Source organism: Halalkalibacter oceani, assembly GCF_023715605.1.
Taxonomy (GTDB): domain Bacteria; phylum Bacillota; class Bacilli; order Bacillales; family Bacillaceae_D; genus Halalkalibacter; species Halalkalibacter oceani.
The window spans coordinates 13,243-26,883 of sequence record NZ_JAMBOL010000009.1 but is presented as its reverse complement, the minus strand read 5'-3'; the positions used below and the strand labels follow the sequence as shown (position 1 = coordinate 26,883).

Genomic DNA, 13,641 nt, shown 5'->3' with positions numbered 1-13,641 from the left:
AAAAGAAGTATTTTAAATATAGGAAAAGACTGTCAGAAATTGTTACACGGATCCTGTTATTCTCCAGAAGCTTTGGCATAATGGGCCTATGATAAAGAAAAGGAGTGTTTGAAATGAAGCTTTCTGAATTGAAAAAAAGTGGGCATGCTCCATCGCTCTTCTCGGCTTTTTTATATTTTGATATTAGCTTTATGATCTGGGTGTTACTAGGGGCGCTGGGCGTTTATTTGACTGCTGACTTTGATCTGTCAGCCGGCCAAGTCGGGATGATTGTCGCCATCCCGATTTTAGCCGGATCGCTGTTCCGGGTCATTATGGGCGTGTTGACAGATCGTTTCGGGCCAAAAAAGACAGCGATCGGCGGAATGATCGTAACGATGGTTCCTCTATTATGGGGCTGGTTATTTGGCTATACACTGAGTGAGCTCTATATGATCGGAATTTTACTTGGGGTTGCCGGCGCAAGCTTTGCCGCGGCGCTGCCGATGGCGAGCCGCTGGTATCCCCCCCATCTTCAAGGTGTTGCGATGGGGATTGCCGGTGCCGGAAACAGCGGAACGCTGCTGGCGACCTTGTTTGGCCCGCGTCTCGCTGAAGTTGTCGGCTGGAACGGGGTCATGGGGCTGGCGCTGATCCCGTTGAGCATCGTCCTCTGCTTATACATTTTCATGGCGAAGGAGCCGCCAAATCAGCCGGCCCCGAAACCGTTAAAGCAGTATTTCTCCGTTTTCAAAGAAAAAGATACATGGTATTTCTGTCTGCTGTACAGTGTGACGTTCGGCGGTTTCGTCGGGTTGACCAGTTTTCTGAGCTACTTTTTCGTCAGTCAATATGGCGTATCGGGAGTACGGGCTGGAGACATTGTGACGCTCATCGTCGCCTCGGGCAGCTTCCTCCGTCCGGTTGGCGGGCTGATCTCAGATAAAATCGGCGGAGTAAAGCTGCTGCAATTTTTATTTTTGGGCGTGGCGCTCTGCATGTTCGCGGTCAGCCTGTTGCCGCCACTGGCACTCGTCGTAACGATACTCTTTGTCGGCATGGGTTGTCTCGGTATGGGAAATGGGGCGATCTTCCAGCTGGTTCCGCAACGTTTTCAAAATGAGATTGGCATGGTGACAGGGATTGTTGGAGCAGCCGGCGGAATCGGCGGCTTTGTCCTGCCGAATGTGCTCGGCTCATTAAAAGACATAACAGGCACGTATGCAACCGGCTTTATTACATGCTCAATCGTTGCTTTAGTCGCTTTTGCGATTTTGCTCTATGCCCAGGCTGGATGGAGAAAGGAATGGTCCGTATCGGGCAAGCAGGTACGGATTTAAGAGGAAGCGATGGATGATCGAAGCACTAAACGAACTCACGGCGTCCTCTCAAAGCCGAAAGACGAATCCAAGGGTAGAGTGAGCGTTTCGTACATTTTGTGGCCTTGCTACGAGTGGTTCCTCGTGGCAAGGCTTTTTAAAATTTGTCACGGCTGGGCACATAATGTAGAAGCTGCAAAAAAGGGAACCCCGCTTTTTTTCACCAGTCCGGAAAAACCATGTCAGATAAAATGACACAAGATAACATGTATTTCAAATCATAGTTTACGATTAACCTACATTTAAAATCATGGTTTTGCAGAAGCAAAAGGGGGAGTGAGGAATGAAAAGGGGAATGGTCTACTTGGTAGGAGCAGGCCCGGGGGATGCAGAGCTGATTTCCCTTAAAGGAAAAAGGGCTTTACAGCAGGCGGAGGTCGTCATTTTTGATCGATTGATCAATCCCTTTTTGCTAACGTATGCGAAGGAAGATGCCAAGCTCATTTACTGTGGCAAACAGCCGTGCCGCCATACGTTGCGGCAGGAGGATATTCAAAAGGAAATCTTGATTCATGCCAGGAAGGGCAAAACCGTCGTCCGGCTTAAGGGAGGTGATCCGGCGGTATTTGGCAGGGTTGGTGAAGAGGCTGAACTGTTGGCGGAGCATCATATTCCGTATGAAATAGTGCCCGGCATCACGGCGGGCATCGCCGCAACAGCCTATGCCGGTGTGCCGCTTACTCACCGGGTTCATTCGGATTCATTTGCAGTCGTCACAGGACACGGCAGCAAAAAGAGTGGTACGCCGGAAATCAATTGGCAGGCCCTCTCAAAAGGGGTCAAAACGATCGTGTTTTATATGGGGATCAAGCATCTAAAAACAATCGCAGCTGAGTTGATGAGCCGGGGGAAAGTAAGCGAAACGCCGGTGCTCGTCGTTCAGTGGGGAACGTACAGCAAACAAAGAACGATAGAAGGAACGCTTGCCAACATTGCCCGTAAAGTGGCCCAGGCAGGGGTAACGAATCCGGCAATTATCGTCGTTGGTGAGGTCGTTGCTTTAAGGTCGAAGCTGGCCTGGTATGACAATAGACGCCTGTCGGGCCGAAGTATTCTCATACCTGGTCCGGAGAAAAAGCACCTTAAGCTTATCGATCAAGTAAAACAGCAAGGTGCCGATGTATTCGCCTTTCCGCTTTTGACCGAGCGAGCAACGGCCGACCGCCATCAATTGGCGGGCTTGCTTGGAAGCAATAAACCGAGAGAGCTCGTCTTCCTTTCAGCAGAAAGTGTTCAGTTATGTTTACAGGCGTTCGGCGAACATAAGCTAGATTTCCGGCACGTCCACTCCCCAATCTATGCCGTCGACCCGTCCGTCAGGCAGACTTTGCGCTCGGTCGGCATTCAAGCTGAATTGCTGGAGGATTCGCGTCTCGAGCTCCCGGTCTTCATCGGTAAAGAAGCAGAGGTCGAAAGCATGAGGCATCAGTACGAGCGCCCGGCGGAGGAACTGATTTTAACAAAGCAACAGGTGAGCCAAAAAAACATCGAGGCGTTTCAACGGTTAATCAGAGAGCAACATGTAAATGCTCTGCTCATTACGAGCCGAGTCGAGGCGATGCAATTGCTGACGTTTTTAACGTTGAGCGGTATCGAAGCTGAGATTTGTAACGGCTTGCAGCTGATTTGCAAAGGAAAAGATGTGAAGCTTTTGCTCGAGTCGCAGAAGATCGCGGTGCAAAGTTTGATCGAAGGCGATGAACTGGTGGGGCTTCTCGATATTTTTGATATAGAAGAGCGCATTGTGATGGAAGGGTAAAGCGAATCGAGAGAAACGAACTTCGTGAAAAAGGAGCGATACATGTGCGAGAGAAACTAGTATTGATCGGAAATGGGATGGCTGGTATCCGGACGTTGGAAGAGATTTTAAAAAGAGATCCAGAACGCTACGCTATCACCGTCTTTGGAGAAGAGCCGCATCCAAATTATAACCGGATCATGCTCTCTTCTGTACTGCAGGGAGACGCCAATGTGAACGACATTGTCCTGAATGATTATGACTGGTATGAAAGCAACGGGATTACGCTGCACACGGGGGACCCGGTCGTGAAAGTAGATGAGTCAAAACAGCTTGTTATTAGTGAGCAGGGACGGACGTGCAGCTATGATAAATTGATTTTTGCGACAGGTTCTAATCCGTTCATGCTGCCTTTGCCTGGAGCGGATAAAGAAGGCGTGATCGCTTTCCGTAACATTAAAGATTGCGAGACGATGATTGAAGCGTCAAGGCACTACAAAAAGGCTGTTGTCATCGGCGGCGGCTTGCTTGGACTTGAAGCAGCCCGCGGTCTGCTTAACTTGAATATGGAGGTCGATGTCGTCCATATTGCCGATTATTTAATGGAGCGTCAGCTGGATGAACAGGCAGGCTCGATGCTGCGTGAGGAGCTGGAGAAGCAGGGGATGAATTTCCTGTTAAACAAGCAGACGGAGCAGATTACCGGTGATACACGGGTGAAAGGGCTGCGCTTTAAGGACGGTACGAGCACAAAAGCTGATTTAGTCGTGATGGCCGTCGGCATTCGGCCGAATGTCGAGCTGGCGAAAGAGAGCGGCCTGGAAATAAATCGGGCGATCATCGTCGATGATTATATGCAGACGAGCAAAAAAAATATTTACGCCGTCGGAGAATGTGCAGAGCACCGGGGCATCGCTTACGGGCTTGTCGCACCGCTGTATGAGCAAGGAAAAGTATTGGCTGAACATATTTGCGCGGAAGACAAAGCGGCGGTTTCCGGCTACCAGGGATCAATAGTTTATACGCAGCTGAAAGTATCAGGCGTTGATGTGTTTTCGGCCGGGAAATTTCAGGATAGCAAGGAAACGAAAGCGATTCGCGTGCATGATGAATTTGAGGGAATCTATAAAAAGGTCGTCGTCCAGGACAATAAAGTCATCGGCGCTGTATTGTTCGGAGATACCGGCGATTCACCACGCATTCTCGACATGATGAAAAAAGAGCAGGATATTTCAGAAATGAGCAAAGTGGCGATTTTGCCGACGGAGCAGTCAGCCGGTGAAAAGGAAAGCCCTGTCCTGCTGATGGCTGAGGATGAAACGATTTGCGGCTGTAATGGCGTCTCGAAAGGAGAAATCGTGGCGGCGATTACGAATCAAGGATTAACGTCGGTTGAGGAGATTAAGCAGTGTACGAACGCCTCACGCTCTTGCGGCGGCTGCAAGCCTTTAGTGGCTGACCTTCTGGCATTGACAACAGGAGAGCAGGCCGATACCTCGAAGGAACCGATGTGTGGCTGTACCGACTATACGCATGAAGAAGTCGTGGCCAACATTCGCGAGCTCGGTTTATCCTATCCGCGTGAAGTGATGAATGTTTTACATTGGCGGACGGAGGAAGGATGTTCGAAGTGCCGCCCGGCGATCAACTACTATTTAGGAATGGTGGATCCACTTAAAAATAAAGATGACCATACGTCACGCTTTATTAATGAACGCGCTCACGGCAATATTCAAAACGACGGCACCTTTTCCGTCGTACCGCGAATGTACGGCGGCGTAACCAATCCGGCCCAGCTTCGGCAAATTGCCGATGTCGCCGATAAATATAACATTCCATTGCTGAAGGTGACCGGCGGGCAGCGGATTGATATGTTCGGTGTTGAAAAAGAGGACCTGCCGAAAGTGTGGGAGGAGCTTGGCATGCGATCCGGCTCCGCGTATGCGAAAGCGTTACGCACTGTAAAAACATGTGTCGGGGAGCAGTTCTGCCGCTTCGGAACCCAGGATTCAATTGGCCTTGGCATTGAACTGGAAAAGAAATTTGAATACATTAATACACCTCATAAAGTAAAAATGGCCGTCTCGGCATGTCCGCGTAACTGTGCTGAATCAGGCATTAAAGACTTCGGAGTCGTTGGCGTGGAAGGAGCGTGGGAGCTTTATGTCGGAGGAAACGGCGGCGTCGACCTGCGTGCGGGCGACCTGTTCTGCAAGGTGAAAACAAAAGAAGAGATTATTGAGATTATTAGCGCATTTTTGCAATATTACCGGGAGAACGCCCGCTATTTAGAAAGGACGTCTCATTTTGTCGAACGCGTCGGTCTGGATCATATGAAGAAGGTCGTTCTTGATGATTCAAAGAGACGAAAGGAATTAGTTGAACGTTTGGAGGTTGCCTTATCAACCGGAAAGGACCCTTGGAAGGAAATTATTGAAAGCGAGGAAAAGCGCAAAGAGCTGTTCGAGAAGAAGCAAGTGGAATCATTGGTATAAGAGGAGGCGGAAGCAATGAAAACAGCAAATAGTGTAAAAAAAGTCAAGGTGGCCCGCCTTGATGAATTATCGATCGGCCTCGGAAAAAAAGTCGAAATCGCCGGTGAAGAAATCGCGCTATTTAAGCAGGAGGACCAAGGCGTTCATGCGATTCAAAACCGTTGTCCTCACAAGGGTGGGCCGCTATCAGAAGGAATTGTCAGTGGGGAGCATGTTTTTTGTCCCCTTCATGACTGGAAGGTTAATGTTCGGGATGGCATCGTTCAGGCGCCGGATGAGGGCTGCGTCAAACGCTATGAAGTAGACATTGTGGGGGAAGATATTTATATAAGGTTTTTTTAAGAAAAAACTGCGTCTTTGTTGATTTAGGGAGCTTGAGACAAAGGCAATGGCTTCCTCATTACGTAGAGGCTTGGCAAAAGGTAAAAAACCAACCTTTTGCCAAGCCTCTTCTTTGTCCATTTCGGGCCGTCAAGTCCATTTCTCACCCCAAGCTTGAATCGATTCAATCACCGGTTCAAGAGCAAGGCCTTTTTCTGTTAAAGAATATTCGATCCGCGTCGGTTTTTCCGGGTAAACCGTCCGGCGTACGACCTGCAACTGCTCAAGTTCTTTCATACGTTCAGTTAAAATACGATCACTCATATCTGGAATTTGAGCCTTTATATCTTTGAAACGCTTCGGGCCATCTAATAAAACACGAATAATTAAGCCAGTCCACTTTTTCCCAAGTAAGTCGATGGCCTGCTCATACTTAGGGCACATTGTACTGTAATCCATTTTTCTCACCTCGTTCACATTTAAGTTTACCATAATGCTCGGGCAGAAAGTAGATGAGCCTTATGGATTGTCGAAATGAGAGCTCAAAAACTGCGGCAAGCGGTACCTTTTTGGGAATCTCGTTGTTTAGCGTAACAAGTTTAGACAATAATGATAAAATAGTAATAGTAAAGGTCGGGAGGAGATAGCATGTTTGCAAAAATTGTCATCGCAGCGGACGGTTCGGAGCAATCACTTAAGGCAGCAGAGCAAACGATCGAGCTGGCAAAAAAATATAAGTCGTATGTATTTGTCGTTTATGTCGTTGATGGAACGACGAGTAAATCCGATATTATCAGCACTTGGAACGTGCAGGGAATCATGGAAAAACGGATGGAGAAACTGAAACAGGTGGAAAAGTGGGCGGAAGCGGAAGGCATTCAATATGAAGTGAAAATTGTCCGCGGGGAGCCGGCGGCCTCGATTGTCAAATTTGCCAAAGAAGCCGAAGCGGATTTAATCGTAATCGGCAGCCGCGGGCTAAACCCGCTTCAGCAAATGGTTCTTGGCAGCGTCAGTCATAAAGTAGTGAAGCGCGCTTTCTGCCCAGTTCTCGTGATTAAGTAAACGTTTGTTCAAGAGAGTGTCAAGGCTTATCTTTCTGCAAATGTAGTATACTAATGAGGAAGATGAGAAAAGGTGGGCTAAATAATGAAGTTATCGAATAAAAAATTATTCGCACTTATTGCCTTGATTACGATCATTTACGGACTTGCATTTTGGATAATTGGGCACTTTGTTACAACGTGATAGAAGAAAAAGGATGGGGAAGTACCTGTCATGATTCGAGGATGTGAGCTGTCCAAAAATGTGTTAATCGACATTTTTGGACAGCCATTTTCTATTTCCGGGGAAATAGGCCTTACATTTACAAACCGGTTAACCGGGACAAAAACATTGTAGCAATTCCAAAATAAATCATTAAGGAAAAAATGTCATTAATTGTTGTAATGAGCGGCCCGGAAGCGACGGCCGGATCAACTCCCAAACGGTATAACAGCAACGGGATAACAGTCCCTGCCAACGTTCCGACAATTAGCGTAATCAATAAGGAGATCCCCACTGTAAGTCCGAGAATGAGATTGTCCTGCCAAACAAAGGCGATCAGCATAATCAACAGTCCGCAAGTGAGGCCGATAATCAGTCCGACCCGCAGCTCGCGAAAAACGAGACTGATGACCGTCCGGCGGTCGATGTGATGAGAAATAATCCCGCGCACGACCACAGCAAGCGATTGAGTTCCGGTATTACCGGTCATTCCTGCAATCATAGGCATAAAGAAAATAAGAGCGACGACCTGATCCAATGTTTCTTCAAATCCACTAATAATACTGCCTGAAACAAGCCCGATAAACAACAGAAGAATAAGCCACGGCAACCGCCGGAATGAAGCCGTTAATGCCTTTGTGTTAAAGTCGATGTCCTTACCGGAAGCCGATAGCTTTTCAATATCCTCATTGGCCTCACGAATTACAACATCAAGGGCATCATCGACTGTAATAATCCCGAGAAGGACGTTATCATCATTGACGACCGGCACCGCGATGAAGTCATAGCGTTCAATCGTCCGGGCGACCTCTTCCTGGTCGGCGTCAACATGGACGGCGACGACCCGGTTAAACATTAAATCTTCAATTTTATCATCGATTTCGGCGATCAACAGGTCGCGATAGGAAACAACGCCGACAAGTTTTTTTTCATGGTTAATCACATATAAATAATAAATGTTTTCGGAAAAACTCGCGTAAGCCTTTAATTTGTCAACGGCTTGGCGAACGGTTTGATCGGCGTGAATCCAGACAAATTGGTTGGTCATGAGACCACCGGCTGTTTCGGCTGGGTAGCTCATTAAAGACTGGATGTTTTGCGAGTCTTCTTTCTTCATGACATCAAGAAACTCTTTTATTTTATCGACTGACAGCTCGTTTAATAAATCGGCCAAGTCATCATTATCCATCAAGTCCATAACTTTTGAGGAACGTTCAATTCCCAGCTGCTGAAGAATTTCCAGCTGGACGTCGTACTCCAATTCCTGAATGAGATCGGCGATTTGCCCCGGGGTTAAAAAAGTTAAGAATTTATGATGATGCTTCTCCGGCAATCCCCGATAGATTTGCGCAAAATCATAAGGATGAAGTTCATCTAAAAGCTGCTGCAAGGCTCCTCTTTTTGCTTCTTTTATATACTTAATGACTAATACAAGCAATTGGTCTTCTGTCATATTGGCAATCATCTCGTTCACCTCATTTCTGATCATCCTCTACCACTTTACAAAAAAAATCCGACTAAGTAAAATGTTCTTTTTTTAAAGATTTTGCCTCTTGAGAAATAGGAAAGAAGAGGTGAATGGAATCAGAGTGGAACGAATCGTTGAAATAGCATTGACATTGAGAATGAATTTCAATTACAATATTGATAATGAGAATTATTATCAATATAAGGAGCTGTTATGGATGTCTTCATCACTATTAATTGTTGGCGCAGATCGGCTAGGATCGATTCCTAAAAAACTGGAGCAAATGGGTTTTAGTGAGATTAATCATGTTAGTGGAAGAAAGGTGCAAATGGTAAAGAAGGAAATTCCCGCTCATATTGATTTAATTCTTGTTCTGACAGATTTTATCAATCATAATTTGACATCTGTGCTGAAAAAGAAAGCGGCTGAACAAGACATTCCGATATGTTACGCGAAGCGCTCGTGGTGTTCGATTTATCAGGCAATTGGCAATTGTGAATATAATTGTATGAACAAAGAGCAATGCCAGTTCGCTTCAAAAGCTGGCAAAACGTAAGAATGGGTCAGAAGCTGAGCTTGCCATAAAAAATGGCAGTGGTTCCGTTCTGCACAAAGAGACTGGTCAAAAGGTTGTTTTTTTACCTTTTTCCCAGCCTCTCTAAGCAATGAGCGGAACCGCCACGATCTTTTAAAGCCCGTTGTGAGTGGGTTTCTCATAACGGGCTTGTGGCGTGTGAAGCCATTGCCAGTAGGTCCAAAGCTAGTTTTGTCTCAAGCTCTTTTTTAAAACAGCCGGGAGGCAAGGCCGATGACGACGAGCAGAATGAGAATGGACCAAATGACCGGCTTAAGGCGCTTTCGCATGTTTTGCCTCTTTTGCCAGCGGGTTGGATCAAAGGCAACTTCTCCTTCATCATATACACGCTGCCGATAGGCGGAATAGGGGCGAACGCCGGTTAAAATAATCGGCCCGAGGGCCGCCCCGGCAATTAATCCAAACAAATGGGCGAAAATATTAATATTCGTTCCGAGGAAGGTCATGACTAAGCCGAGCGCGATAATCGTCAGAACGAGCTGGGCATTTGCCTGATCAATCAGCTCTTTCCGGAAAAGAACAATGTAGACATAGAGCCCAAACAGCCCGAAAATCGCTCCCGAAGCACCGAGGTGTGGACCATACATTAAACCGCCAACCCAAAAAGTTGCCACATTGGCGGCAATCCCTGTCAGTAAATAGGTAAGAATAAACTTAAACCGGCCAAGCATCTGTTCCAAAGCCGGTCCAAAAATAACGAGGGAAAAAGAATTGAATAGCACATGGCCCATACCGATATGCATAAAGATTGGCGTAACAAGCCGCCAGTATTCTCCATTCGCTACATCAAGATTAAATCCGATTCCGTATGCCAGGATGAGATCGCCAAATGGCAAAAAGTTCATCCAAACGAAGAGAATCAGATGGATGGCCACAAGAATTGTAATAACAGGATATTGCTTTCTAAATGAATAGAAGCTTTCATTTCGGATAAACATGCTTCACCCTCCTTCAATATTTGCTATTATAACAGAGAATCGCCGTTTTTCCTTTTTTAGAAAACCTATGAACGATATAGAAAAACATGACGGCAAAGGAGGTCTTAACTTATGATCATTGGCACGGGGATCGATCTTGTTGAACTAGCACGAATTCAACAGCTGGCAGAACGTCAGCCGCGTTTCATTACCCGGGTTTTGACCGAAGCGGAACAGAAAGAATATGCGCTGCTGTCAGCAGGCAGAAAAACAGAGTTTCTCGCTGGACGTTTTGCCGCCAAGGAAGCCTTTGTCAAGGCGATAGGCACGGGAATTTCAGCAACGTTTAGCTGGCTTGATCTTGAAGTGAGAAAGGAAGAGACGGGCAAACCGTATCTCGTTGCCAGGAACTATGATCAAAAGGTACATTTGTCTATTTCTCATAGTAAGACGCAGGCGATCGCCCAGGTCATCATTGAAAGCTTGGAAAGCTAGTCTGCATATTGCCCCAGGTTGTCTCATATAGTTGTAGTGCGAATAAGAGAGGCTTCCCATTTGAGAAGAGGAGGTGGCGGTTGGCAAACTCCCCAGTCTGTTTGCTTGCCCTGTTACTCTGATACTCTTTTCAAATGAGTTCGCTCTCTTCTTTGGCGTCAAATGAGACAAAGGGGTGAAAGCATGAAAAAAGCAGGATGGGTAGCCGCTCTTACGCTTATATTGGCCATTATGCTCGTAGGCTGCGGTGAAAAATCACAGGAAGACATTATGAGTGACCTAGATGGAAAGCTTACCGAAATGACTGGGTATAAGACGAATTCCACGATGACGCTGGAAACGGGGAATGAATCACAGACATATGAAGTGGAGGTGTGGTATCAGGCGAAAAACTATTATCGCGTTGCCTTGCAAAACCAGGAAAAAGACCAAAGCCAGATCATATTACGAAACGATGACGGGGTTTTCGTGTTAACACCCGCTTTAAACAAGAGTTTCCGTTTTCAAAGTGATTGGCCGACAAACAGCAGCCAAGTCTATTTGTATGAATCGCTCATCCAGGATATTTTAATGGATCCCGAACGCTCCTTCCAGGCGACGGATGATCACTATGTTTTTCAAACAAACACCAACTATCAAAACAAGAATTTAAGCACCCAGGAAATTACGTTGAATAAAAAGGATCTCTCTCCGGTGCAAGTGAAAATCATGAATACTGATTTGGAAGTGCTTGTCCAGCTTGATTTCAACAGCTTTGAATGGAACACAAGCTTCAATGAGGGTGATTTCGATATGGAACGGAATATGACGGGAGCGCAGATGACGGAAGAGCCGGCGATGGCTGAGCCGTCCGAGGCGTTGACTGTTCATTATCCGATGTATACTCCGGATGGAACAGAGTTTGATTCCTCCCAGACGATTGAAGCTGAAACCGGACAGCGCGTTGTGCTGCAATATATGGGAGAGCAGCCGTTTACTTTAATTCAGGAACAGAGCCAGGTCGTCCCTGCCTCGACCGTTTCGACGCCAATGAGCGTAAATGAAGGAGAGCCGGTGGATCTTGGCTTTACGATCGGCGTGATGACCGAAGAATCGTTAAGCTGGTCCTATAATGGAGTCGACTTCTTATTGGCATCCGCCGCTTTAAATGAGGATGAGATGATGGCGATTGCCCGTTCAGTTTACGGTACGCAGGAAAAATAATGTATCTTCATGCAACGTTTTGTGGAGGATGTGTCAAAAGGGAGAAGACCTTTTTGTCCATCCTTTTCTTGCTTTCAAGGTGGTCCGTCCCATATCATCCGCTCTGGTGGTGTGCTAAAATAAGAGAGGTAATCGGTGGAGTGAGAGTGAAGGGATGAATGAGATGGAGCAGCATTTTCGTGATACATGGGCAGAAGTGTCTCTTGCGGCGATTGCTCATAATGTACAAGCAGTTAAGCGTCTCTACGACAAAAAAAAAGTAGAGGTTATTGCGGTCGTAAAGGCGAACGGCTATGGTCATGGGGCGTTACAGGTCGCTGAAACAGCGTTACAGGCCGGTGCGTCTTATTTGGCGGTTGCCTTGCTTGAAGAGGCCATTCAGCTGAGAGAAGCGGGGATTAAGGCGCCGATTTTAGTGCTTGGCCGGGTCAGCCCTAAATATGCCGGCCTGGCAGCCGAGCAAAAGATCAGCCTTACTGTGTTTCAAAAGGAATGGCTTGAAGAGGCGCCGTCCTATATCGGACCGAACAGGACGATTTCGATTCATGTGAAATTTGATACAGGAATGGGCCGGATCGGGATGCGGACGAAGGAGGAGGCAGCCGCCTTCTTTGAATACGCGAAGGAACAAAAGGCAATTACTATAGAAGGAATTTACACCCATTTTGCGACGGCGGATGAACTCGACCTTGGCTATTATGAGCAACAGCATAAACGGTTTTGTGAAATGGTAAGCTGGCTGGAGGAGTGGAATGTTCCGCCGCCTCTTTTGCATACCGGCAATAGCGCGGCGGGCATGCGTTTTCCGGAGAAGGCATTTGACTTATTCCGTCTCGGGATTTCAATGTACGGTTTGACGCCTTCGCCGGCGATTAAAGCACAGCTGCCGGTCGAGTTAAAGCCCGCCTTTTCGCTGAAATGCCGGCTTGTGCAGGTGAAAAAGCTTCCAGCCGGAGAAGCGATCAGCTATGGCGCGACATACCGGACGACGGGAGAAGAGTGGATCGGCACCCTTCCGATCGGATATGCAGATGGCTGGCTGCGCTACCATAGTCAACGCGTCGGTGAAGTTCTTGTCAACGGCAAGAGAGCGCCGTTTGTCGGGCGCATTTGCATGGATCAATGCATGATTCGGCTGCCCGGACCGGTGGAAGAGGGAACTGTCGTGACGTTAATCGGCAAAGACGGCGATGACGAGATTACGATGGATGAAGTAGCGGCACGGCTGGAGACGATCAATTATGAAATTCCATGTGTCATTAGTGAACGGGTGCCGCGAATATATATATGATAAAGGATGAAAAAGGCGGTTCATTTTGCGGCAAAAAACGAGTGTCGGCCAAAGCTTTGGAACAGTAAAAAAATAATGATCCCGAACGCTGAAAAGCCCTTTGCAATTGAGGGTTGCAAATGCTATGATTAATGGTGGATATAAGAGTTGTATTTAGTAAGCAATACAAAGCGACTAACGAGAGATTTCATGGTTGATGCTGGGGGTGGATGTGTGTGACGGAGCAAGGCACTAAGCGCATTGTAGTAAATTTGCCACAACATTTGTTGAACGAGGTGGACGGTGTGATCAAACAGGAAAACGTCAATCGGAGTGAGTTTATTTCACAGGCAACAAAGATGTATTTACGTGAACGAAAAAGACGTCATATTCGCGAAACGATGCAGCAAGGCTATATGGAGATGGCAAAAATCAACCTGAACATTGCCTCAGAATCTTTTCTTGCCGAGGAGGAAGCAGAGAATACCCTCGATCGCTTAGTGAGCGGGGTGTAG

Annotated in this window: 13 protein-coding genes; 10 read left to right on the top strand and 3 right to left on the bottom strand. The window is 47.0% G+C overall.

What is annotated here, in order from left to right; all coding sequences use genetic code 11:
- The first annotated feature begins 113 nt into the window (after nucleotides 1–113).
- From M3202_RS11420 to nirD, 4 genes are all read left to right on the top strand, one after another.
- Complete coding sequence (locus M3202_RS11420; protein ID WP_251223456.1) at nucleotides 114–1,319, top strand: nitrate/nitrite transporter; 1,206 nt, start codon at nucleotides 114–116, stop codon at nucleotides 1,317–1,319.
- A gap of 322 nt (nucleotides 1,320–1,641) precedes the next feature.
- Nucleotides 1,642–3,117 (top strand): uroporphyrinogen-III C-methyltransferase, encoded by a 1,476-nt coding sequence (cobA, locus tag M3202_RS11415; protein WP_251223455.1) that lies wholly within the window; start codon nucleotides 1,642–1,644, stop codon nucleotides 3,115–3,117.
- A gap of 44 nt (nucleotides 3,118–3,161) precedes the next feature.
- Nucleotides 3,162–5,591 (top strand): nitrite reductase large subunit NirB, encoded by a 2,430-nt coding sequence (nirB, locus tag M3202_RS11410; RefSeq protein ID WP_349775616.1) that lies wholly within the window; start codon nucleotides 3,162–3,164, stop codon nucleotides 5,589–5,591.
- A 15-nt stretch (nucleotides 5,592–5,606) separates the two neighbouring features.
- The gene (nirD, locus tag M3202_RS11405) at nucleotides 5,607–5,933 is read left to right on the top strand and encodes a nitrite reductase small subunit NirD (protein WP_251223454.1); all 327 of its coding nucleotides are present in this window, start codon (nucleotides 5,607–5,609) and stop codon (nucleotides 5,931–5,933) included.
- Nucleotides 5,934–6,062: 129 nt separating this feature from the next.
- Here nirD and M3202_RS11400 read toward each other — a convergent pair whose 3' ends face one another.
- Nucleotides 6,063–6,371 (bottom strand): winged helix-turn-helix transcriptional regulator, encoded by a 309-nt coding sequence (locus M3202_RS11400; RefSeq protein ID WP_251223453.1) that lies wholly within the window; start codon nucleotides 6,369–6,371, stop codon nucleotides 6,063–6,065.
- Between the two features lie 189 nt (nucleotides 6,372–6,560).
- Between M3202_RS11400 and M3202_RS11395 the strand changes: the two genes are divergently transcribed.
- Entirely contained in the window at nucleotides 6,561–6,977 is a 417-nt protein-coding gene (locus M3202_RS11395) for a universal stress protein (protein ID WP_251223452.1), read from the top strand.
- 301 nt (nucleotides 6,978–7,278) lie between these two features.
- Here M3202_RS11395 and mgtE read toward each other — a convergent pair whose 3' ends face one another.
- Nucleotides 7,279–8,643, bottom strand: a complete 1,365-nt coding sequence (mgtE, locus tag M3202_RS11390) for a magnesium transporter (RefSeq protein WP_251223556.1) — start codon at nucleotides 8,641–8,643, stop codon at nucleotides 7,279–7,281.
- A 220-nt stretch (nucleotides 8,644–8,863) separates the two neighbouring features.
- Here mgtE and M3202_RS11385 point away from each other — a divergent pair, with 220 nt between their 5' ends.
- On the top strand, nucleotides 8,864–9,202 hold the full coding sequence (locus tag M3202_RS11385; protein ID WP_251223555.1) for a DUF2325 domain-containing protein: 339 nt from the start codon (nucleotides 8,864–8,866) through the stop codon (nucleotides 9,200–9,202).
- A 227-nt stretch (nucleotides 9,203–9,429) separates the two neighbouring features.
- Here the strand turns inward: M3202_RS11385 and M3202_RS11380 are convergent, their stop codons facing one another.
- Nucleotides 9,430–10,179 (bottom strand): rhomboid family intramembrane serine protease, encoded by a 750-nt coding sequence (locus M3202_RS11380; protein WP_251223451.1) that lies wholly within the window; start codon nucleotides 10,177–10,179, stop codon nucleotides 9,430–9,432.
- A gap of 111 nt (nucleotides 10,180–10,290) precedes the next feature.
- Between M3202_RS11380 and acpS the strand changes: the two genes are divergently transcribed.
- The 4 genes from acpS to M3202_RS11360 all read left to right on the top strand — a co-directional run bounded on the left by acpS (nucleotide 10,291) and on the right by M3202_RS11360 (nucleotide 13,641).
- Nucleotides 10,291–10,653, top strand: a complete 363-nt coding sequence (gene acpS / locus M3202_RS11375; RefSeq protein WP_251223450.1) for a holo-ACP synthase — start codon at nucleotides 10,291–10,293, stop codon at nucleotides 10,651–10,653.
- 183 nt (nucleotides 10,654–10,836) lie between these two features.
- Nucleotides 10,837–11,856 carry a LolA family protein gene (locus M3202_RS11370; RefSeq protein ID WP_251223449.1) on the top strand — a complete coding sequence of 340 codons (1,020 nt, stop codon included), beginning with the start codon at nucleotides 10,837–10,839 and terminating at the stop codon, nucleotides 11,854–11,856.
- Nucleotides 11,857–12,019: 163 nt separating this feature from the next.
- Complete coding sequence (gene alr, locus M3202_RS11365; protein WP_251223448.1) at nucleotides 12,020–13,147, top strand: alanine racemase; 1,128 nt, start codon at nucleotides 12,020–12,022, stop codon at nucleotides 13,145–13,147.
- 209 nt (nucleotides 13,148–13,356) lie between these two features.
- A complete protein-coding gene (locus M3202_RS11360) occupies nucleotides 13,357–13,641 on the top strand; it encodes a CopG family ribbon-helix-helix protein (protein WP_251194403.1) in 285 nt (94 codons plus the stop codon).

Bases quoted from the DNA above. Each gene is read 5' to 3' on its own strand.
- alr (WP_251223448.1), top strand. From the start codon at position 12,020: ATGGAGCAGCATTTTCGTGATACATGGGCAGAAGTGTCTCTTGCGGCG.
- M3202_RS11420 (WP_251223456.1), top strand. From the start codon at position 114: ATGAAGCTTTCTGAATTGAAAAAAAGTGGGCATGCTCCATCGCTCTTC.
- M3202_RS11385 (WP_251223555.1), top strand. From the start codon at position 8,864: ATGTCTTCATCACTATTAATTGTTGGCGCAGATCGGCTAGGATCGATT.
- cobA (WP_251223455.1), top strand. From the start codon at position 1,642: ATGAAAAGGGGAATGGTCTACTTGGTAGGAGCAGGCCCGGGGGATGCA.
- acpS (WP_251223450.1), top strand. From the start codon at position 10,291: ATGATCATTGGCACGGGGATCGATCTTGTTGAACTAGCACGAATTCAA.
- mgtE (WP_251223556.1), bottom strand. From the start codon at position 8,643: ATGATTGCCAATATGACAGAAGACCAATTGCTTGTATTAGTCATTAAG.
- M3202_RS11400 (WP_251223453.1), bottom strand. From the start codon at position 6,371: ATGGATTACAGTACAATGTGCCCTAAGTATGAGCAGGCCATCGACTTA.
- M3202_RS11380 (WP_251223451.1), bottom strand. From the start codon at position 10,179: ATGTTTATCCGAAATGAAAGCTTCTATTCATTTAGAAAGCAATATCCT.
- nirD (WP_251223454.1), top strand. From the start codon at position 5,607: ATGAAAACAGCAAATAGTGTAAAAAAAGTCAAGGTGGCCCGCCTTGAT.
- M3202_RS11360 (WP_251194403.1), top strand. From the start codon at position 13,357: ATGTGTGTGACGGAGCAAGGCACTAAGCGCATTGTAGTAAATTTGCCA.
- M3202_RS11370 (WP_251223449.1), top strand. From the start codon at position 10,837: ATGAAAAAAGCAGGATGGGTAGCCGCTCTTACGCTTATATTGGCCATT.
- M3202_RS11395 (WP_251223452.1), top strand. From the start codon at position 6,561: ATGTTTGCAAAAATTGTCATCGCAGCGGACGGTTCGGAGCAATCACTT.